The sequence below is a fragment of the Nonomuraea candida genome, from assembly GCF_000725485.1.
GTDB classification, from domain to species: Bacteria; Actinomycetota; Actinomycetes; order Streptosporangiales; family Streptosporangiaceae; genus Nonomuraea; species Nonomuraea candida.
In genome coordinates this window covers 1-21255 of record NZ_JOAG01000024.1, presented here as the reverse complement: position 1 = coordinate 21255, position 21255 = coordinate 1, and the positions used below count along the sequence as shown (strand labels likewise).

The following is a 21255-nucleotide window of genomic DNA, read 5'->3' as shown; positions in this document are numbered from 1 at the left end:
GAGACACCTGGTCCCCCCGAGCGACAAGTCACGCCTCACCAGATCGACCTGATCGCTACTGGAAAGTAGCATTTGCCCGAGACCGCCGCAGCCCCTTCCCGATAACGAACGGATGAATGGGTTACATGATGTCAGAGCGGGATGTTACCGTGCGCCCCACGTCCGTGGACCGCCACCCGGACCGCGCGAAGCACCGGCCGGAACCGCCCTTGACCTGGCCCGGGTTGTTCGGTAGTCAGTCAGCACCAGCCGCCGACGGTGCCGGAAGGGGTCTCACGCGCATGCGCGCCGATCTGGCCAGGTCCGTTCGCCTGTTCCGCGCGTTCATGACCGAACGGGTGGCCCCGGCCGCCTACTACTCCACCCTCGCCGCCGACACCGCCGCCCAGCTCGGACGATACGTCTCGCTGCCGGGCAAGGCCGTGCTCGACGTGGGCGGCGGCCCCGGACACTTCACCCGGGCGTTCCGGCGGCGCGGCGCCCGCTGCCTGTGCCTCGACATCGACGCCGGGGAGCTGACCGGCCACGGCCCGCACGGCGGGGCGGTGCTCGGCGACGCGCTGAGCCTGCCGATCGCCGACGGCAGCGTCGACGTGAGCTTCTCCTCCAACGTGCTGGAGCACGTGCCGGCGCCGTGGCGGATGGCCTCGGAGATGGCGCGGGTGACGCGCCCCGGCGGCCTGGTCTTCCTGGCCTACACCAACTGGCTCTCGCCCTGGGGCGGCCACGAGACCTCCCCGTGGCACTACCTGGGCGGCCACCGCGCGGCGCGCAGGTATGAGCAGCAGTACGGCACACCCCCCAAGAACCGCTACGCCCACAGTCTCTACTCTGTCTCCGTGGCCGCCGGGCTGCGCTGGGCGCGCTCCAGGAGCGACCTGGAGCTCATCGACGCCCTGCCCCGCTACATGCCCGGCTGGTACCGCCCGGTGCTCAGAGTTCCGATCGTCAGGGAGTTCGCCACGTGGAATCTGCTCCTGGTGCTGCGCAAGCGTCCGTGAAGGGGCGCGACGCGGCCCTCGACGGCATCCGGGCGCTCGCGGCCCTGGGCGTCTGGCTGCTGCACGTCGGCGCGCAGACCGGGCTGATCTACCAGGAGGGCATGCTCGCCCGGATGACGAGCCGGCTGGGCATCGCCGTGCCGGTCTTCTTCCTGCTGTCCGGCCTGCTGCTCTACCGGCCGTGGGCGCGGGCCGCCCTGGAGGACGACGCCCCCGCGCCCCGGGCGGGCCGCTACCTCTGGCACCGGGTGCTGCGGGTGATGCCGGCGTACTGGCTGGTCGTCGTGCCGGTGCTGCTGCTGTGGGCGTCGCTGCCGTGGACCGGCTGGGTGCAGTGGCTGCTCATGCTGCAGAACTACACGGGCGGCCGGCCCCCCGACGGGCTCTACCAGATGTGGACGATGCCCATCGAGCTGGCCTTCTACCTGCTCCTGCCGGTGCTGGCGTGGTTGTTGCACCGGTGGGCGCGCGGCGGCGACCGGCTGGTCAGGCTGCTGGCGGGCATCGGGGTGCTGCCGCTCGTCTCGGTGGCGAGCGTGGTCGTGGAGCACGCGTTCGACCTGCACCTGATGTCCCAGTGGCTGCCCCACTACCTGATCTACTTCGCCGCCGGGATGGCGCTGGCGGTGCTGTCGGTCGCGGGCCGGGGCCGGGCGGTCGCCGAGGGGCTGGCGCCGCACTTCCTGGTGCTGGCCCTGCTGCTCTATGTGGTGCTGAGCACGGAGCTGGCCGGCCCGCGCACGCTCATGCTGCCCAGCATGCCGCAGGCCCTCACCCGGATGGCGCTGGAGGCGGCGATCGCGACCCTGGTCGTGGCGCCGTTCGCGCTCGCGCCCCGGCGCGACTCGCTGCGGCACCGCGTGCTGGGCAACCCGGTCATGGCCTACATGGGCCGCGTCTCCTACAGCTTCTTCCTCTGGCACGTGCCGCTGATCACGCTGTTCTACAAGCTCACCGGCATGGAGACGTTCTCCGGCGACTTCCTCCAGGTCGGCGCGGTGACGTTCGTGGCGGCCGCCCTGGTGAGCATGGCCGCCTACCACCTGGTGGAGGAGCCCGTGCTGCGGCTCAGGAGACCTTCTCCAGCGGCCGTTCCGCCACCGGCGCCGGCTCCTGCCCGGCCCGCCGCTCCGGTGTCCTGAGCAGCGCGCCGAACAGCACGCCCATGGCCGCGCAGGCGGCCAGCTGCGGCACCTGGTCCTGGAGCACGGCCAGGTCGAGGCTGTGCGCGCGCAGCACCAGGCCCGCCGCCGACGACAGCGCGGCCACGCCGAAGGCGCCCGCCGCCGGCCAGTGCGCCGCCACGCCGCGGGCGCGCAGCGGGAGCGTCACCAGCAGCGCGCCCAGCACGGCGAGCATGCCGGGCCAGCTCGCCACCCAGCCCCCGAACGCCAGGGCCAGCACGACCGCGTACGGCAGGCGCAGGCGGCCCAGCCGCGTGGCCGGGGCGGGCGCCGTCTCGCGGACGTGCTCGGGGCGCGGCCCGCGCAGCACCAGCGCGATCAGCGCCAGCAGCGCGATGCCCGCCAGCCCGAACGTCAGCGCCAGCCGGTAGGCGCGGTCCGGCAGGTACTCCAGCCGGACCGTGCCCGAGGTGCCGGCGGGCAGCTCCCAGCCCTGTTTCCAGCCGTCGATCCGCACCGGGCGCAGGGTCTCGCCGTCCACCTGGGCCCGCCAGCCGGCGTTGTGGTTCTCGTTGACGATGAGGAAGGAGTCCTTCGGCGCGCTCACCCTGACCTCGCGCACCGCCGGCGTCCAGGCGCCCTGCACGGCGGCGCCCTCGACGCCGCGCGGCCGCTCGGGCAGCGAGCCGACCACGAGATCGTCGATCTGGAACGGCTCCCAGCCCGCCACCCGCACCCGGTTGTCCCCGGCCACCAGCTCGGCCTTCGAGCAGCCGAGGATCTGCACGGGACGCTGTTCGAGCAGGTCGGCGTGGGTGCCGGCGACCTTGGTCTGGATGGTCCGGCCGTTGACCTCGATCCGGGGGCCGAGGCCGCAGGCCAGCCTGAGCGGGATGCCGTCGGGCCTGGTCACCGGGTCGACGCCCGGCACGAGCAGCTCGGTGAGCTGCAGCCGCTTGGAGTAGGGGGTGAAGCGCAGCTTGAGCCGGGTGGTCGTCATCGCCTTGAAGCGCAGCTCGCCCCGCTCGTCCACGCGGCCCGCCCGCACCTCGCCGCGGTCGCCGGTGACGATCACGTCGAGCGGTTGCCGGTCGCTCGCGGGACGGCCGAGCTGCAGCCGGGAGATCGTCTTCTTGCCCTTCCAGACCAGCGTGAGCGTGGGCTCGGTGTCCCCGGCGGCCGGCACCCAGGTCGTGCTCATATCGCCGTCGAAGGCGGACCTGGGCGAGACCTGCGGGTCCTCGGTGAGCCGCGAGGAGCCGGTGATCCGGGTCAGCCCGGGCGAGACGCGGGTGAACCGGTCGGCCAGCTCGGGGTCGCGCAGCACGGCCGATCCCCGCACGTTGGCCTCGGCGGCGGCGCCGGTGACGAAGGTGCGGTCGAACCCGATCTCCTCGCCCTGCCTGGCCAGCTCCGGGCCGTTGCAGACCCAGCGCGCCTGGTTGCGCATGCAGGCGGGCCGGTCGTCGAGCCCCCGGTCCATGACGAAGACGTCGCCGCCCTCCCCGGGCAGCCGGATCGAGCGGCCCGCCGTGACGCCGGGGATCGACAGCTCGACGACGCCGACCCGCTGGCCGTAGCTCCACTCGTCCGAGACGGTCTCGACGACCCTGAGGCGCAGCCAGCCCGTCGGCCCGGCGGGGACGCGGAGCCGCTGCGGGTCCTGCGTCTGCCGGACGTCCTGCACCAGGCTGCCCGCCTCGGTCTCCACCGCCACCCGCCGGACCGCCTGGCCGATCAGCAGGTCGGAGGCGAACATCACGTTCACCGACGGGATCGTCCGGCGTTCCGGCAGGTCCACGCGCAGCCACTCGCCCCGGGGCGGCCGGGTGCCGTCGCTCTCCCAGCCGGTGGCGACGTTGCCGTCCATGGCGGCCCAGGCGCTGCGGCCGGTGCTGCTGATCCCGGCGATCGTGCCCGGGTCGGCGGCCGAGGAGGAGGCCGCGATGCCGGCGATGCCGTGGTACTCGGCCGTCGCGGTGGCGTCGAGCCAGCCGTCCTCCAGCAGGTCGAGCTCGCGCACGCCGGTGAAGCCGGGCTTCCTGCCGGCCGTGAGGGTGGGGGTGTGGTTCGAGCGCAGCTCGCCGAAGGAGCGCTCGCGCAGCCGCAGCGCGTCGCTGACCACGGTGGGGGTGTCCCGGGTGCCCGCGTCGTCGTTGACCAGGACGGGGCCGTCGTCGAGCAGGCCGAGGTCGCCCATCGACAGCAGCGAGTCCGGCCCGCCGCGCACGCCGAGCGCCTCGGAGGCGGGCTCCACGGTGACCAGGGGGCTGCTGTCGCCCACCTCGTACAGGTCCAGGGCGGGGAACGGCGCGTCGAGCTGGGTGACGGCGTCGTCGTCGCCCTGGTCGCCGACCGCCGGCCCGAACGAGCGCACCTTGTCGACGCCCGGCGACTCGCGCAGCGCCTCGTGGACCCGCGCGGGCCAGGCCCCCTGGAGGTTCTGCCTGATCAGGTCGTTCCTGACGAGCAGGTAGCGCACGCCCATGCGGCGCAGCACGGCGGCCAGCCCCCGCGAGCCCTCGCCGGCCGCCAGGCGCTGGTCGATGGCGTCCAGCAGCCGGCTCAGGCCGACCGAGCCCGGGGGCGTGACCTGCCGGGTGGTCCAGCGGGCGGTGGTGAGGGCCTGCAACGGCTCGTCCATGGGGCGGCCCCACACGTACTCGGCGAACTTGGCGCCGGGCACGACCAGCACCCCGTCGTCGCCGGCGTTCTCGTCCAGCCACGAGGCCGCCTCCCGCCAGTGCGCCGGGACCTCCTTGAAGTCCCCGGGCGCGGCCAGGCCCTGGTTGAACACGGGCAGCACGAGCGCCACGAAGGCGGCCACGGCCAGCGTGCGCAGCGGCAGGCGGGCCCGTACCAGCAGGTGGGCCAGGCCGAAGGCGAGCGCGAGGCGGACCAGGGGGTCGAACTTGCGCAGGTTGCGCAGCGGCGCGAGCGGGCCGTCCAGCAGCCAGCGCACCGGCTCGGCCGTGATCGGCTCCAGCGCGCTGACGTGCCCGGCGACCATCGCGGTCACGCCCACCACGAACAGCGCGATCACGAAGCCCCTGGCGGGCAGGTCGCCGCGGGCCAGCCCCGCCAGGCCCAGCGCGGCCAGCAGGCCGGTGACCACGACCATGGTGGCCGAGGTGGCGATGGCGAAGCCGGGCGGCTGCTCGAAGACGCCGGTGAGCGGCAGGTAACGCACCCAGTCGGAGGCGCCGCGCAGCACGTTCGTGAGCGAGGTGACCAGGGTGGTGGTGCCGGAGGTCTCGGTGTACGGCAGGAACGAGAAGGCGTACCGGCCCACCAGCAGCAGCGGCAGCCACCAGAACAGGGTCGCCACGGCGACCGCGCCGCTCCACCAGCCGAACAGCCGCCAGCGCGGCACCGGGCGCGGCCGGGTGAGGATGTAGAGCACGGGGGCGACCAGCACGGCCAGCACCGCCACGGCGTTCACGCCGCCGCACAGCGCCACGGCCAGCGCCGATCTGATCGCGCCGCGCGCCCGCTGGCCGGTCTCCGACGCGGTGAGCAGCGGGAGCAGGATCCACGGCAGCATCGCGGCGGGCAGCCACTCGATCGAGATCTCGCCGAGGATCGACAGCGTGCGCGGAGCCAGCGTGTACGCCAGCGCCGCCACCAGCCGGGTGCCCGGGGTGCCGAGGCCGAGCCGCCCCGCCAGGCGTTCGACGCCCAGGAAGGCCACGCACATGAGCAGCGTCAGCCAGAGCCGCTGGGTGATCCAGGGCGCGACGCCGGCCAGGTCGCCCAGCGCGAAGAACGGGCCCATCGGGAAGACGTAGCCCGCCACCTGGTTCTGGAGCTGGCCGAAGTGCTGCAGGTCCCACAGGTGGGCGGCGCGCTCCAGCCAGCCGACCGGGTTGAGCGCCAGGTCCATCTTGGTGTCGGAGATGAGGTGGCCCGGCTTGGTGGTGAAGGCCAGCAGGGCGAAGCCGAAGCAGCACAGCAGCAGCCACCAGCGGCGCCGCGCCCGGTCGCTGACGGCGGGCCGGTCGGCGCGGGGCGGCGTGGCGGGCGGGGGCGTCGCAGGCGGAGCGGGGGGCGGCGGTGCGGCGGGAGGGGGCTCGGTGGGCTCGCTCAGGGGGCGGCCGGCCACCAGCCGGTCCATGGGGGGTACCCGGCTCACTGTGCCTCCAGGCCGCCGGGACGGGGCCACTCGGGGGTGAGGGGACGGCCGTGCAGCAGCTCCTCCAGGCGTTCGGCGCTGCGGTCCCAGGAGAACGACTCAGCCCATTCCCGACATCTCACCGTATAAGTGTGGTCCAGCTCGTCGAGTGCCGTGGCGAGGCCCTTGGCCAGGTCGGCCCCCTCGGGCAGCAGCCAGCCGGTCCGGCCGTGCCGTACCGCGTCGCGCAGCCCGTCCACGTCGAAGGCCACGGTCGGGACCCCGAGAGCCGCGGCCTCCAGCACGCTCAGCCCCCAGCCCTCCCCCTGGGACGCGCTCACGTGCAGCCACGCCTGCCCGACCAGCCGCGCCTTCTCCTCCTCCGGCACGTGACCGTGCAGCGTGACGCCCTCCGGCAGCCGCGCGCGCAGCGCCGCCTCCTCGGGGCCGCGGCCGATGACGTCCACGGTCAGCCCCGGCCGGCGCGCGCGCAGCTCGGGCACGGCCTCCAGCAGCAGGTGGACCCGTTTGTGCGCGACCAGCCTGCCCAGGCAGACCAGCCGGGGCCGCGGGCTGCGTACCAGGCCGGGCGGGCGCGGGACGCTGACCCCGTTCGGGATGACGTGGATGGGCCCCGTCCACTTCAGCCGCGCGCGCATGGCCGCCACCGTGGACGGCGAGACGGCCACGCTCGGCCGCCGCCGGTACGTCAGCCTGGCCAGCGGACCCTCCAGGAACCGCCCGAACGCGGCCAGCCACGGGGGCAGGTGCAGCCCGAACTGCCGGTCGTGCACGTGGTGCACGACCATGACCACCTCGGTCCGCCGCCGGGTCACCCAGGGGGTGAAGAACGGGATGCCGTTCTGGCAGTCGAGCACCGCGTCGAACCGTCCGCGCCGGGCCAGCAGCCAGCCGAGCACCAGCGGATAGACGGTGAAGACGCCGCCCATCCGGACGAACCGCACCCCTTCCACCGTCTCGCCCCGGCTCTGCCCCGGCGCCCGGGCCGTGACGAAGCACACCTGGTGACCGGCCCGCACCAGGCGGCGGGCCAGTTCCCAGGCGTAGGTCTCGGCGCCGCCCGCCTGCGGGTGCCAGGGGTCACGCCAGTTGACGACAGCGATCTTCACGGAGATCCGACGGGGTCGAGCGGCGGTTCCCAGGCCGGGCGGACGGCCGGGCCGGGCCGGGCGCGCAGCCGCAGCCAGATCCGGCCGAGCTCCACCAGGATGCCGAGGGTGTGCCTGGCGGGGGAGAACCGGGAGCCGGGCATGTCACGCCAGCACACGGGGATCTCGTGCACCTCCGAGCCCTGCTCCAGGCAGCGCGCGAGCAGCTCGACGTCGAAGGCGAAACCGGGGGTGCGCAGCACCGCCGCGATGTCGCGGGCCAGCACGCCGTCGAAGAACTTGAAGCCGCACTGGGTGTCGCTCACCCCCGGCACCAGCACGCCCGCGAGCGCGCGGAAGCCGAAGGCGCCCAGCTCGCGGACCTTGCTGTGCCGGTTCTCGACGTGCGAGCCCTCGACGGCCCTGGAGCCGATGACCACGCGCTCCCCCGCCAGCAGCAGGCCGAAGGCCTCGTCGATGGCGTCGAGATCGGTGGCCATGTCGGCGTCGCAGAAGCCGACGAACGGCGCGGTGGTGCCGAGCAGCCCCGCGCGCACGGCCGCCCCCTTGCCGGGGACGGGGCAGGTGACGAGGCTCACGGGCACGGGCCCCGCCGGCCAGTCCCGGACGATCTGGGCGGTGCGGTCCGTGCTGTTGTTGTCCACGACGCTGACAGCGGTGGGGAACGGCATGCGGGCAAGCTTCGCGCACAGCTGCAGGAGCCCCCCGGGGAGTCGTCCTTCCTCGTTGCGGGCGGGAATGACGATCTCGAGCAGTGGTGGCCGGCTCGCCCTCTCGTCCCCTTGAGGAGAGGGTGTCATGGCAGGCGGGACTACCGGTCGCCGTAGTTGTAGAGCGGCTGGTTGACGGGTGTCGCGGTGGAACCGGTAAAGGAGACCGTGGTGACCGTCGCCACGAGGGCCGCTACGGCGACGCCGATGATCGCTGCTAAGAGGATCTTGATCACGAGGGGTTCCTCCTTGCGCGGACTTGGTGCGGGCCAACCCAACCTAGAACCAATTCTTGCTACTCGGAAGTAGCTAGATGGAATCTTAACGAATGCGCAGATCAGCGTACATGTGGGGAAGACGCGGTCGTGACCGGCCCGTCGAAGCGGTAGAGCCGCAGGTCAGCCGTGTCGACCAGGATCCGCGCCGTACGGAGCCACTCGGCGAATCTCCGGCGTTCCACACCTGTCCCCGCGTTGACAATGACGTAGCGGAATCCGGCGGCCGGCAGGTCGGGCGAGGGGCCTTCTAGTACGCGTTCTACCTCCTGGGCGCGGGGGTCCTCGCTGGCGACGACCAGGCTCCCGACGCGTACGGCGTCGTTGCAGACGACCCTTCTGCCCGGGGTGGCGAAGAAGCGCTGCGCCGGGTCCAGCACCGGCCGGCCGCCGTTCCAGGGGAAGCGCCGGTACGCCTCGTAGGGCAGCACGAGCACGTCCCCCGGCGCGCGGTCGGCCCTGATCGCCGCGCGGGCGGCCGTCCAGCCCTCCGGGTACGGCACGGCCGCCAGCCTGCCCAGCGCGCCCCAGGCCATGGTCGGCAGCACGGCCACCGGCACCAGCACCAGCGCCACCACCCACCCCCGCCACCCGGTCACCGCCCCGGCACCGGCGCCGTCCGCCACCCGGGCCGCTGCGGCAGCGCTCCCGTCCGCCGCAGCGGCCCCGGCCATGACGCCGGCCCGCCCGTCCGCCGCCGGGCCGGTCACCGTCCGGGCCAGCAGGCCCAGGCCGAGCGCCGCCAGGAGCGCCAGCGGGGCGACGAACTGCTGGGCGTCCCTGAACACCGCGAACCCGCCCCACACCTCGACGAGCCACCTGAACGCCGCCCTGCCCGGCTCGCTCACCCCGACGAGCGCGATGCCCAGCCCCGCTCCCGCCGCCACGGCCAGCCCCCTGCGGAACGGGACCGGGCCGCGCAGGAAGAACACGATCCCCGTCAGCGTCAGCAGGAGCCTGGCCACCGCGCCGAGCGGGTTGTCGTAGCCCGGCGGCACCGCGTACGCGTTCCAGATCCCGCCCAGGGACAGCACGCTGCCCAGCGCCCCGAAGGGGGTGTCGGCGCGGGCGGCGAAGGCGTCCACGCCGGTCGGGTCGCCGTGCAGCCCCTCGGGACGCAGCGCGGTCACCGCCAGCCACGGCAGGCTGAAGGCCGCCAGCGCGACCGCGACCCGGACGAACCGCCGCCACCCGGACGCGGTGGGAAGGACCGTGATCGCGGTGACGGTCATCGCCGCGAACCCGCCCACCGCCGCCGGCACCATCGCCACCGCGACCCGCCACCCCGGCCCCGGCCCCGGCCTCGCCCGCGACCCCGGCTCACGCGCCGGCCCCGGCTCAGGCTCCGGCCCCGGCTCAGGCTCCGGGTCCGGGTCCGGGCCGGACCCCGGGCGCGGGTCGCGGGTCGCGTACAGCGCGCGGACCACCCAGGGCAGCCCGGCGTAGCCGAGCAGGAGCGCCCACTGGCCCATCAGCAGCCGCTCGGCGACGTACGGGTTCCAGACGTAGAACGCCCCCGCCACCAGCCGCGGCCCCGGCGCGCCCGGCGGCAGCAGCAGCGCGGCCCCCGAGCACCCCAGCACGAAGATCGCCAGCAGGATCGCCTTCTGTACCACCTCGGCGGGCAGCACCTGGGCCAGCGCGGTCACCACGGCGTCGCTCGGCACCACCCGCGCCGCCCCGCCCGCCAGCCCGAACGTGAAGGCCGAGAACGCCGGCTCCGGCACGAACACCATGTCCTGGAGCAGCGTGAACCCGGGCCCCAGGGCCGGGCCGAGCGCCAGGCAGCCCAGGACCAGCCCGAGGAGGGCGGCGGCGGGTCCGGCCCGGACGGTGTGCGGCACCGGGCTATGACATCACAACCCAGACACGGCCATTCCACCGCCGCCCGCCGCGTGATTAGTCTGCGCGAGGGGTGGCTGATGATCGGCACGGCGATGGCGGGGCTCCGGCGGCGGGCGGCCGACGGCGAGGTGGTGCTGACGGCGGCGCTCCTCATGATCGCCGCACAGCTCGTCTGGAAGTACGGCCTGGTCAGCAGGACGTACTTCCGCCAGGACGACTTCGTGTTCATCGCCAGGGGCCTGGCGAGCCCGCTGTCGTGGGACTACCTCATGCGCATCGACTTCGGCCACCTGATGCCGGGGGCGTTCGCGATCCAGTGGGCGATGGGGCGGCTCGGCGTCTACAACGACCTGCTCGCGCACACCGTCACGATCTGCCTCCAGGCGGCGGCCGGGCTGGCGCTGCTGCGGCTGCTGCGGCTGCTGTTCGGGACGCGGCCGGCCATCCTCGTCCCGCTCGGGTTCTGGCTGCTGACGCCGATGACGATCCCGGGGCTGTCGTGGTGGGCGGTGGTGGCCGAGACGCTGCCGTTCCAGATCGCGCTGCCGATGGCGCTGGCCGCGCACGTCCACTACGTCCGGACCGGCCGGCTGCGGCACGCCGTGGCGGCGGCGGGGTGGACGGTGTTCGGGATGGTGTTCTTCGTCAAGGCGCCGTTCATCCCGGTGCTGGCCTTCGTGCTCACGCTCGGCTGGCTCGGGGGGATCGCCTGGCGGCGGACGTGGCGGGCGTGGCTGCTGTACCTGGGCGTGCTGGTGCCGTACGCGGTGCTGTTCTTCAGCCGGCTGTTCACCTCCGTGCAGCTCACGAACCAGACCTTCACCCCCGACCCGCCCAGCGCCGAGGTGGCCGTGAAGTCGGCGTGGACGCTGCTGACCGGCTCGCTCGTCCCGACGTCGCTGGGCGGCCCCTGGCGGTGGCACCCGATCGGCGAGGACTACGCGCTGGCCGCCACGCCGGTGGTGCTGATGTGGGCGAGCGGGCTGGTCGCGGCCGTCGCCGTGGCCGTGTCGGTGAGGTGGCGGCGGCGGGCCTGGCTGGCGTGGCTGACGCTGCTGGGCTACTTCCTGCTGGCCGACGTGGTGCCGATCCTGCTGGGCCGGGTGGAGGCGCTCGGTCCCGACCTGAGCGGCTTCGAGCTGCGGTACGTCTCCTCCACCGCCGTACTCGTCGCCGTGGTGATCGGGCTGGCCTTCCTCCCGGTCGAGGGCGAGGAGCGGCCCTGGCGGCGCCCGCCGCACCGGCTGCGCTGGGCGTGGGCGCCGGTGGCGCTGGCGTTCGCGGCGGGCTCGGTGTGGTCGGTCGCCGCGTACGCCGACCGGCCACTGGGCCGCAACGTCAAGAGCTACGTCACGACCGGCGCGCAGGCGCTGGCGCGCGTCCCGGCGGGCACGGTCGTGCTGGACGGGCACGTGCCCGCCAAGGTGGCCCTGCCGGCCTTCTTCTACGACTACGCCCGCCAGTCCACGGTGCTCGGCCCGACCGCCCCGCACGAGATCGCCTGGACCCGGCGGCTGAGCGGCCCGATCCAGAACCCGATGACCTTCGACGGGCAGGGCAGGCTGCGCCCCCTGCGCGTCGAAGGCGTGACGATCGCGCCGAAGACCACCCCCTGCACGCCGGTCGGCGCCAAGGAGGTGGTCTTCCGGCTGCCCGCGCCCGTCGCGCCCGGCGAGCACACCGTCCAGCTCGCCTACCTCAACGGCGCGGAGACCACCCTGAACGTGCGGCTCGGGCTCGCGCAGGCCGCCGTGCCCGCGGGCAAGGACCTGGGCAGGACGTTCGCCACCCTCACGGGCGGCGGCGCCGAGCTGGCCGTCCGGGCGCTCGGCGCCGGCGCCTGCCTGGGCGAGATCAGGATCGGCCGCCCCGTCCCCGACGAGAACGGCGCGGCCGTGCCCCCGCAGGCCCTGCAGGGCTGATCACCTGCCCGGCCCGGGCTCCAGGGGAGCCCGGGCAGGGCCGGTCACTTGCCCGGCTCGGGGTCCCTGGGCAGGCCGAGCATGCGCTCGCCGATGATGTTGAGCTGCACCTCGGTCGTGCCGCCGTAGATGGTCATCGCCCTGGTCGCGAGCACCGCCCGGTTCCAGTAGCCGGCGTCGCCGAGCTTCATGTCGGCGGCCGTCACGGCGGCGGTGCCGAGCAGCTCCACCGCGGTCTCGGAGACGTGCTGGGCGTGGGAGGTGGACAGCAGCTTGCGCACGGAGGCGTCCGCGCCCGGCTCCGACCCCGCGAGCTGCCGCAGCGTCACCCGCAGCGAGAGCGCGTTGATCGAGTGGCCCTCGCAGACCACCTCGGCCACCCGCTGCGCCTCGACCGGCGTCAGCTCCCGCCCCAGCCGGCCGACCAGGCCCAGCAGGTCGGGCACCGACGCGCCGGTGCCGCCCGAGCCGGACGACAGCGAGACGCGCTCGTTGGACAGCGTGTTGCGGGCCACCTTCCAGCCCTCGCCGACCTCGCCCACGACCAGGTCGTCCGGGACGAAGACGTCGTCGAGGAAGACCTCGTTGAACAGGTTCTCGCCGGTCATCTCGGTCAGCGGCCGGACCGTGACGCCGGGGGCCTTCATGTCGACCAGGAAGTAGGTGATGCCCTCGTGCTTGGAGCCCTCGCTGGAGTTGCGGGCGATGCAGATGCCCCACTCGGCGACATGGGCGACGGAGGTCCAGATCTTCTGGCCGTTGAGCTTCCAGCCGCCCTCGACCTTCTCGGCCTTCATCTGCAGCGAGGCCAGGTCGGAGCCGGCGCCGGGCTCGGAGAAGAGCTGGCACCAGATCATCTCGCCGCTGAGCGTCTTGGGCAGGAAGCGCTGCTGCTGCTCCGGGGTGCCGTACGCGGCGATGGACGGCACCACCCAGGCGCCGATGATCATAGCGGGCAGGCGCACCCTGGCGGCCTTGAGCTCCTGCGCGATCAGCACCTGCTCCAGCGGCTTGGCGTCGCGGCCCCACGGCCTGGGCAGGTGGGACATCACGAAGCCCTGGTTCGCCAGCGCCCGCTTCTGCTCCTTGCCCTCCAGCTCGGCGATCTCCGCGATCTCGGCGCGGATCGACTCGCGCAGCTCCTCGGCGCCCTCGGGCAGGTCGATCTCCATCTCGCGGGAGACGCCCTGGAGGCTGAGCCGGGTCACGGTCGCCGCCCACTCGGCCGACGAGCCGAGCAGGGCGCGCAGGGTGAGCGCGCGGCGGTAGTAGAGGTGGACGTCGTGCTCGAAGGTGTAGCCGATGCCGCCGAAGGTCTGGATGGCGTCCTTGGCGCACTGCACGGCGGCGTCGGGGGCCATCACCCCGGCCACGGCCGCGGCGAACTCCAGCTCCTTGCCCTCGGCGCGGGTGGCGTCCCAGACCGTGGCGCAGGCCTGCTCCTGGGCGACGAGCATGCGCGACAGCTTGTGCTTGATGCCCTGGAACTGGCCGATCGGGCGGCCGAACTGCACGCGTACCTTGGCGTAGTCGGCGGCGGCCGAGACGCACCACGACGCCAGGCCCGCCGCCTCGGCGCCGAGCAGGATCGCGGCCAGGTCGCGCACGTCGGAGCTGCCCACGCCGTCGAGGATGCCCGCGGCGGGCACCACCACGTCGGACAGCTCGACCCTGGCGACCGGCCTGGTCAGGTCGAGCGAGGGGAGCTCGGTCACGGTGGCGGAGGAGGCGTCGACGAGCACCCACTCCTCACCGTCGGCCGTGGTGACCGGCAGCACCAGCGCGTCGGCCAGCGAGCCGCCCAGCACGGGCTCGGCGGTGCCCGAGACGACCAGCGAGCCGTCCTCGCGGCGGGTGCCGGTCAGCGCGCCCGTGAGCGCGACGGCGCCGGTCAGCGTGCCGTCGGCGAACGACTCCAGGTGCTCGGGGCGCTTGGACGCGTTGATCACGGCACTGGCCAGCACGGTCGGCACGTACGGCCCCGGGGCCATGCGTTCGGCCAGCGCCTCGATGGCCACGGCCGCCTCCAGCAGCCCGTAGCCCGAGCCGCCGTGCTCCTCCGGCACGTGCAGGCCGAGCAGCCCCTGCTCGGCCAGGCCCGGCCAGAACGCGGGCCGCCCGTCCGTCGCCGCGCGCAGCAGCTCCGAGGGGATGTTCCGCTCGGCCCAGCCGCTCACCGACTCGCGGAGCGCCTCGTGCTCCTCGCTCAACCCGATAGCCATTGCTCATCCTCCAGCGCAGATCCGGTCCCAGAATCATATTCTAGAGGATGCTTCTGGCATACCGCCTCTCCTAGATGGGACGAACCCGTTCCGCGAGCGTGTTCAGGTCGCGCCAGTACTTCTTGTTGGTCTCCGGGATCGAGGCCATGAGCATCGCCGGCTTCGTCTTGCCGATCTCGACCACCGTCACCATGGCCTGGGCCTCCTGCTTCTTGCCGCCGAAGGTGTAGGAGACCTTGTAGCCGAGCGTCCAGCCCTTGCCCACCGGGATCTTCTTGGAGGCGGTCCACTCGTCCAGGGTGGCGCCCTCGGGGTACTGGGTGCGGATCGTCCAGCGGGCGGCCTCGGTGGCGATCTCCCGGTAGTCGGCGTTGGAGTCCGGCTTCTCGGCCGGGGACTCGCCGGGGTACATCGCCGAGGCGATCACCGTGTGCGGCACGGCGACCTTGCCCATCCGCTGCGCGATCGAGAACGGCGGGAACGACCGGGCCTTCCACGGCGAGGCCAGGCGCGGGTAGGTGATGCCGACGGTCTTGTCGGTGATCGTGCCGGTGACGGCGGAGGCGGTGCCGGACAGCGTGGCGTACTTCTTGCTCGCCGGCACCGGCGGCAGCACGATCGGGGTCTCCGTCGGCGTCGGGCTGGCCGTCGCCGTCGGGGTCGCCGAGACCGACGGGACCGGGGCGACCCGGACCACCTCCTCGGCCGGGTCCTGGCTGGTGGGCACGTCGCCGGAGAACACGACGAAGACCAGCAGCACGGCCAGGACCGTGCCGACGATGGCGCCGACCAGGTAGATGGCCTTGATCGGGATGTCACCGAGCCGGCGGCCCGCCGGGGGCGGCGGGAGCGGGGGCAGCGGAGGCGGCGGCTGCATGTACTGCTGCTGCGCCCCGGCCCCCTGCCCGAACCGCGGCCCCTGGTGGAGCCCAGGCCCCTGGTGGAGCCCGGCCCCCTGACCCGGCCCTGATCCCTGACCGGGCCCCTGGTTGAGCCCCGGCCCCTGGACGGGCCCGGGCCCCGGGGCGGGGTGCGGACCGCTGGGCGAGGGGCCGGGCCCGATGCGCGCGGGCCCCGCCCCCGGCACCGGTCCGGTCCCCGGAGCACGCCCCGGCGGCGGAACGACCAGCCGATCCTGCACCGGCCGACTCGACACGGGCCCCTCCGACACGGGCCGAGCCGGAGCAGGCTGAGCCGGAGCGGGCTGAGCCGGAGCGGGCTGAGCCGGAGCGGGCTGAGCCGGAGCGGGCTGACCCGGTGCAGAACCGGACGCGGCGGGCTGCCCCGACGCGGAACCGGACGGCGCGGGCTGACCCGGCGCGGAACCGGACGGCGCGGCCTGACTCGATGCGGGACCGGCGGATGCGGGCTGAGCCGGAGCAGGGCGATCCGACGCGGGCTTGGGCGGCGCGGGACGCTCCGAGGCGGGCTTGGCCGGCTGGGGCGGCGTGGGCTTGTCCTGAGCGGGTCGGGTCGGCGCCGGCCGGTCCTGCGTAGCCCGGTCCTGCCCAGGGCGGTCCTGCTCAGGGCGGTCCTTGGTGGGCTGCTTGGCCGGCGCGGACCGGTCCTTGGCGGGACGGTCCTTCGTAGCCCGGTCCTGCGTGGCTCCCTCCTGCGCCGGGCGGTCCTCGGCCGGGCGGTCCTTGGCGGGGCGGTCCTCGGCCGGGGCCGGGGTGGTGGGTCGGGTCTCGGGCGGGGTGGACGGCTTCACCGGACCGGATGATCCGGCCGCCGGAGGCCGCGTGATCCTGACCGTCTCTTCCGCGGGCAGGACGACCTTGCGGAACGGGGTGGTGGGTGGATCATATGTACGCTTGCGCTCGCCGTCGTCCGCCATGGCCTTGAGGTTACGTCACCACGGAGCGGGATAATTCCTCTATTCCCTCTGCAGAATCTAATTCTGTAAGGTCTGCGGACATGAGGGGTTTCTATGAGATCGCCGCCGACGACCCGGAACGCCCCGCCCTCCTCGGCGACGAGGGCATCACCTACGGCCGCCTGCTGGAGCGCGTCAACCGTGCCTCCAACGGCCTGACCTCACGCGGAACCCGCCAGGGCGACTGCGTGGTGACCGTGTTGAAGAACGGCCTCGACGCCCTGACCATGATGCTGGCGACGTACCAGATCGGGGCCTACCTCGTCCCTGTCAACTGGCACTTCACCGCCGAGGAGATCGACTACATCATCGCCGACTGCGGGGCGAAGGTGGTGATCGCGCCGGACGCCCTCACGGTCGCCGAGCTGATCGCCGGGCAGCCCGCCACGACGCCCGCCCACCGCCGCGCCGGGTCCATGATGCTCTACACCTCGGGCACCACCGGACGCCCCAAGGGGGTGCGCAGGCGGCTGCTGGACCTGACGCCGGAAGAGCTGTACCCGATCCTGATGCGCAAGAGCTGGAAGCACTTCGGGCTGCCGATGGGCGGGGTGCACCTGGTGTGCTCGCAGCTCTACCACTCGGCGCCGTACGGCCAGGCCATGATGGCGCTGCAGTTCGGGCACGCGATCGTGGCGCCGGAGCGGTTCGAGGCCGCCGCCGCCCTGGAGCTGATCCAGCGGCACCGGGTGACGAACGCGTTCATGGTGCCCACGATGTTCCACCGGCTGCTGGCGGTGCCGGACCGGGAGGCGTACGACCTGTCGTCCCTCACCCACCTCTACCACGGGGCCGCGCCGTGCCCGCCCGCCACCAAGCAGGCGATGATCGACTGGCTGGGGCCGGTGTTGTGGGAGTACTACGGCTCCACCGAGGCGGCCGTGGCCACCATGGTCTCCTCCGAGGAGTGGCTGGCCAGGCCGGGCACGGTCGGCAGGGCGCTGGAGGGGATGTCGTTCACGATCGTGGACGAGGACGGCAGGGAGGTGCCGCCCGGCACCCCCGGGCTGGTCTACATCGGCGGGATCAACCGCTTCGAGTACCACGGCGACCCGGACAAGACGGCCGCCGCCATGCGCGGGCGCGACTACACGCCCGGCGACATCGGCTACCTCGACGAGGACGGCTACCTGTTCCTGCTGGACCGGCGGACCGACCTGATCATCTCCGGCGGGGTCAACATCTACCCGGCCGAGATCGAGGCGGCGCTGCTCGAACACCCCTTGGTCGCGGACGTGGCGGTGATCGGCGTGCCCGATGACGAATGGGGGCAGAAGGTCGTGGCGCTCGTCCAGCCGGTCCCGGGCGTCTCCGGCGGGGAGGAGCTGACGGCCGACCTGCTGCGGCACTGCGCGCCCCGGCTGGCCAGGCTCAAGCACCCGCGGGTGATCGAGTACCGGGAGTCGCTGCCCCGTACCCCGACCGGCAAGCTGAGCAGGAGGAACGTGCGGGAGGCGTATCTTTCCGGCTGAGCTGGGCAGTGTCCTGCCATGAGGGAGACCACCGCGGCACTGGCCGCTGCCGCCGTACTGCTCGCCGGGTGCGGGCCTCCTCCGACGTCCACCGGCACGCCCGCGCCGTCTCCGGAGACCTCGACGCCCGCCGCCTCGCGGACGCGCACGCCCACGGGCTCGCCGACGGATTCGCCCGCGAGCTCGCCCACGAGCTCGCCGCAGGCGTTGGAGGCGGCGTACGAGAAGGTGATCGCGGAGGTGCTGCCGTCCATCGTGCAGATCACCACGAAGGCGGGGCTCGGCTCCGGCATCGTGTTCGACTCGCGCGGCCACATCATCACCAACGCGCACGTCGTCGGCCAGGCCACGGAGATGAACGTCACCATCGCCACCGGCGGCGCTCCCCGGCCGGCCAGGCTGGTCAAGTCCTTCCCCGCGGGGGACCTGGCGGTGATCAAGGTGGACAGGCCCGACGGGCTCAGGCCGGCGCGCTTCGGCGACTCGGCCAAGCTGCGGGTGGGGCAGATCGTGCTGGCCATGGGCAACCCGCTGGGCCTGTCCGGCAGCGTGACGAACGGCATCATCTCGGCGCTCGGCCGTACGGTGACCGAGCCGCAGAACCCCGACTCGCCGGGCGCCACCATCGCCGGGGCGATCCAGACCTCGGCCGCGATCAACCCGGGCAACAGCGGCGGCGCCCTCGTGGACCTGACCGGCCGCGTGATCGGCATCCCGACGCTCGCGGCGACCGATCCCGCCCTGGGCGGCGGCACCGCGCCGGGCATCGGCTTCGCGATCCCGAGCAACACCGCCATCGACATCGCCCGCCAGATCGTCGAGAACGGCCGGGTCACCAACAGCCACCGGGCCGCGCTGGGCATCCGGGGCAGCACGGTGATCGGCACCGACGGTCAGCCGAGCGGGGTCGGGGTGGCGAGCGTCGAGCGGGGCGGCGGCGCCGAGAAGGCGGGCATCCGCGCCGGGGACGTGATCGTCTCGATCAACGGCAAGGACACGCCGACGATGGCGGTCCTGGCCGAGACCCTCACCACGCTCAAACCGGGCGACCGGGTCCGGGTCGGCGTGGTCCGGGGCGGAGGGGACGCCGAGACGCTCGACGTGACCCTGGGCCAGCTTCAGGGCGAGTGACCACCGCTGTTCCGGAGCCGGTGACGACCTCTCGCCCTCCGTGGCGAGTGACGACCGCGCGCCGCCCGTGACAGGACCCCACCGCGGGCGGCGCGTCGGACCGGTCGTCGCGGTGGTCCTCGGTGCGACTCGTCGGGGTGGCCGTCGGGATGGCCGTCGGGATGGTCACTGCCTGGCGGTGAAGACGATCTCGACGCGGCGGTTCTTGGCGCGGTTCTTCTCGACGGGCCTGCCCTCGACCAGGTTGGGCAGCTTGGGCCGGCTCTCGCCGTACCCGTGGGCCTCCAGCGTCACGCCCGGGGTCGTCAGCAGCCCGCGCATCGCGCTCTCGACGGCCTGCGCCCGCCGCCGCGACAACCCCCTGTTGTACGCCTCCGCGCCCTGGTCGTCGGTGTGCCCCTCCACCTTGACCACGCCGCCGGCCCCCTCGGCGTCCACCTTCTCGGCCACCTTCGCCAGCCGCTGCTTCGCCCTGGCCGTGAGCTGCCACTTGTCCAGCGCGAACAGCACGTCGCTGGTCACCGCCACCGTCACCTGCCGCCCCTGCTTGCTCTCGCTCTCGGTGCCGTCCATGGACTCGACCTCGCCGATGATGTCCTCGACGGGCAGCACGAGGTCCTCGACCGCGCCGGCGGCGTCCGCCGGCGGGCTGGGGGCGGGGGTCAGGACGAGCGCGAGCGCGACGCTAAGAGATCGGAACATCGGTCAGCACGCCGATCATGGGCAGCTCCACGTTGACCTTCGTGACGTCCGCCGGCGGGGCCGCGAACACCGCGTAGAGCGTGGACGCCTCGCCCGACTCCAGGAACTGCCCCTGGGTGCCGGAGCACACGCACTTCGCGTCCTCCCCGGTGCCGTTGCGGGCCACCCGGTAGCGCTTGGCGTTCACCGGGTCGATCAGGGAGACGCCGGAGACGGTGTAGTCGAACGTGCCCGTGCCCATGCCGTTGTGCAGGTTGACCTTGCCGTCGGTGGCGGTGACCGTCCAGCTCAGGCTGACGGTGCGGCCCTGGCGCTTCAGTTCGGTGATGTCGGCGCGGGCGGAGCCGTACATGTCGCCCGAGCCGACCTTGGCCTCACGGGTGGCGATCACCTTCGTCTCCTGCGGCGGCGCGCTCTGCTCCGGCTCCGCCGGGGCGGGCGTCTGCGTGACCGGGCTCTCCTCCGTCGCCGTCGCCGCCTGCGACTGCCTCTCCTCGCCGCCGCCGCCCTGCGGCCCCGGCAGCACGCCGCAGCCGGAGGCCAGCGCGACAGCCACGACGACCAGCGCGAACGTCTTACGCATCGATGTGGTCACCTTCGTTGTCGGGGATGTGGCCCTCACCCTAGGGAGACGACCTTCAGCATCCGCATAGTCGGCTAAATCCGCAGGCCACGCCGCTTGCGGGCCTCCTGCGCGAGCCGTTCGGCCCCGGCCCTGCCCTGCGCGTCACCGAGGCGGTCAAACTCTGCCATAGCTCGCGCAAGGGTCTCAACCACCCCATCGAGGTCGCCGAGGTCCAGCTCGATCTCCGCCCGTACGAGCAGCGCCACCGCCTCCGGCAACCGGTCGCCCAGGCGGCGGTTGATCCGCAGCCGGCGCTCCACGTGGTCGCGGGCCTGGGCGTGGCGGCCGGCGGCCAGATGCAGCCTGGCCAGGTCGAGCAGCGCCTCCGCCTCGCCGCGCGGGTCGCCCAGCTCCTGGTAGGCGGCCAGGCTCTCGCGCAGCGCGGCCTCGTCGCCCCGCAACGAGCCGAGCGCGCGCAACGTGTCGGCCCGGCCGCGCCGGTCACCGGCCTCCTCGAACACCTGCAACGCCCGCACGAACGCCCGCTCGGCCTCCCCCAGCCGCCCCGGCCGCGCACCTCCCCTCTGCGGCCCTCCGGATCGGGCGGCTGCCGAGGCGGCCTGGACCAGGCCCAGCCTGAGCGTGATCCGGGCCAGCTCCAGCCCGTCCACCAGCGGCTGGGCCGCCCGCAGCGCCGCTGCCGCCGCCTCCATGCGGCCCTCCGCCCGGTGCAGGTCGGCCAGGCCCCGCAGCAGGAGCGCCTCGCCGTGCCGGTGGCCCGCCGCCCTGGCCGCGTCCAGCCCGGTCGCCGTCGTGGCGTGCCAGTCGTCGTGGTGCGCGCCCAGCTCGAACAGCGGCGTCAGGTAGAAGGCCAGCCGCCACGCGGCCTCGTACAGGCCGGCCCGGTGGAAGTCCGCGACGGCCGCCACCAGGAACCGGCGCTCGGCGCTCAGCCCCCGCGCCTCCCGCCGCAACCACCCGGTCTCCAGCCCGCCACCGTCCCCGGGGGAGGGCGGGTGAGGGTGCGGGTAGCCGTCCCAGGACGGGGAGGGCGGGAGGGGTTCCGGGTGGCCGCTCCACGACGGGGAAGGCGGGAGGGGTTCCGGGTGGCCGCTCCACGACGGGGAAGGCGGGTGGCCGGCCCAGGGCGGGGAAGGGCGGTGAGGGTG

The 21255-nt window shown here is 73.7% G+C and carries 14 protein-coding genes and 1 pseudogene; 5 read left to right on the top strand and 10 right to left on the bottom strand.

The genetic code is table 11. The features are described from left to right. The first annotated feature begins 281 nt into the window (after window positions 1–281). Window positions 282–1001: a class I SAM-dependent methyltransferase gene (locus tag IO39_RS23200; RefSeq protein WP_043627032.1), complete on the top strand. Its 720-nt coding sequence runs from the start codon at window positions 282–284 to the stop codon at window positions 999–1001. After that, a complete protein-coding gene (locus IO39_RS23195) occupies window positions 998–2143 on the top strand; it encodes an acyltransferase family protein (protein WP_052423266.1) in 1146 nt (381 codons plus the stop codon). The genes IO39_RS23200 and IO39_RS23195 overlap by 4 nt, the downstream gene beginning before the upstream one ends. On the opposite strand, the gene IO39_RS23190 is transcribed toward IO39_RS23195, so the two are convergent. From IO39_RS23190 to IO39_RS23175, 5 genes are all read right to left on the bottom strand, one after another. Beyond that, complete coding sequence (locus IO39_RS23190; protein WP_157548790.1) at window positions 2070–6257, bottom strand: alpha-(1->3)-arabinofuranosyltransferase domain-containing protein; 4188 nt, start codon at window positions 6255–6257, stop codon at window positions 2070–2072. The two genes, IO39_RS23195 and IO39_RS23190, sit on opposite strands and share 74 nt — an antisense overlap. Next, window positions 6254–7366: a glycosyltransferase family 4 protein gene (locus IO39_RS23185; protein ID WP_052423264.1), complete on the bottom strand. Its 1113-nt coding sequence runs from the start codon at window positions 7364–7366 to the stop codon at window positions 6254–6256. The genes IO39_RS23190 and IO39_RS23185 overlap by 4 nt, the downstream gene beginning before the upstream one ends. Continuing rightward, window positions 7363–8166, bottom strand: a complete 804-nt coding sequence (locus IO39_RS23180) for a glycosyltransferase (protein ID WP_084773330.1) — start codon at window positions 8164–8166, stop codon at window positions 7363–7365. The genes IO39_RS23185 and IO39_RS23180 overlap by 4 nt, the downstream gene beginning before the upstream one ends. 11 nt (window positions 8167–8177) lie before the next feature. Continuing rightward, window positions 8178–8312, bottom strand: a complete 135-nt coding sequence (locus IO39_RS59000) for a hypothetical protein (protein ID WP_281200123.1) — start codon at window positions 8310–8312, stop codon at window positions 8178–8180. Window positions 8313–8413: 101 nt separating this feature from the next. After that, the gene (locus tag IO39_RS23175; RefSeq protein WP_052423263.1) at window positions 8414–10195 is read right to left on the bottom strand and encodes a hypothetical protein; all 1782 of its coding nucleotides are present in this window, start codon (window positions 10193–10195) and stop codon (window positions 8414–8416) included. Window positions 10196–10273: 78 nt separating this feature from the next. On the opposite strand from IO39_RS23175, the gene IO39_RS23170 reads away from it, so the two are divergent. Beyond that, on the top strand, window positions 10274–12118 hold the full coding sequence (locus IO39_RS23170; RefSeq protein ID WP_043627027.1) for a hypothetical protein: 1845 nt from the start codon (window positions 10274–10276) through the stop codon (window positions 12116–12118). Window positions 12119–12162: 44 nt separating this feature from the next. Here the strand turns inward: IO39_RS23170 and IO39_RS23165 are convergent, their stop codons facing one another. Both IO39_RS23165 and IO39_RS23160 read right to left on the bottom strand, forming a co-directional pair. Further along, a complete protein-coding gene (locus tag IO39_RS23165; protein ID WP_043627024.1) occupies window positions 12163–14340 on the bottom strand; it encodes an acyl-CoA dehydrogenase family protein in 2178 nt (725 codons plus the stop codon). A gap of 70 nt (window positions 14341–14410) precedes the next feature. Next, a complete protein-coding gene (locus IO39_RS23160; RefSeq protein WP_043627022.1) occupies window positions 14411–15217 on the bottom strand; it encodes a hypothetical protein in 807 nt (268 codons plus the stop codon). Between the two features lie 1040 nt (window positions 15218–16257). On the opposite strand from IO39_RS23160, the gene IO39_RS23155 reads away from it, so the two are divergent. Together IO39_RS23155 and IO39_RS23150 are read left to right on the top strand one after the other, a co-directional pair. Beyond that, window positions 16258–17688 carry an AMP-binding protein gene (locus IO39_RS23155; protein WP_043627019.1) on the top strand — a complete coding sequence of 477 codons (1431 nt, stop codon included), beginning with the start codon at window positions 16258–16260 and terminating at the stop codon, window positions 17686–17688. An 18-nt stretch (window positions 17689–17706) separates the two neighbouring features. After that, window positions 17707–18819 carry a S1C family serine protease gene (locus tag IO39_RS23150; RefSeq protein ID WP_043627015.1) on the top strand — a complete coding sequence of 371 codons (1113 nt, stop codon included), beginning with the start codon at window positions 17707–17709 and terminating at the stop codon, window positions 18817–18819. Between the two features lie 165 nt (window positions 18820–18984). Here the strand turns inward: IO39_RS23150 and IO39_RS23145 are convergent, their stop codons facing one another. The 3 genes and pseudogenes from IO39_RS23145 to IO39_RS23135 form a co-directional block, all read right to left on the bottom strand. Next, the gene (locus tag IO39_RS23145; RefSeq protein WP_052423262.1) at window positions 18985–19521 is read right to left on the bottom strand and encodes an OmpA family protein; all 537 of its coding nucleotides are present in this window, start codon (window positions 19519–19521) and stop codon (window positions 18985–18987) included. Next, window positions 19505–20104, bottom strand: a complete 600-nt coding sequence (locus IO39_RS23140; protein WP_043627012.1) for a hypothetical protein — start codon at window positions 20102–20104, stop codon at window positions 19505–19507. Before IO39_RS23140 ends, IO39_RS23145 begins: the two co-directional genes overlap by 17 nt. A 74-nt stretch (window positions 20105–20178) precedes the next feature. Further along, a pseudogene (locus IO39_RS23135) lies at window positions 20179–21255 on the bottom strand (hypothetical protein); the annotation flags it as partial.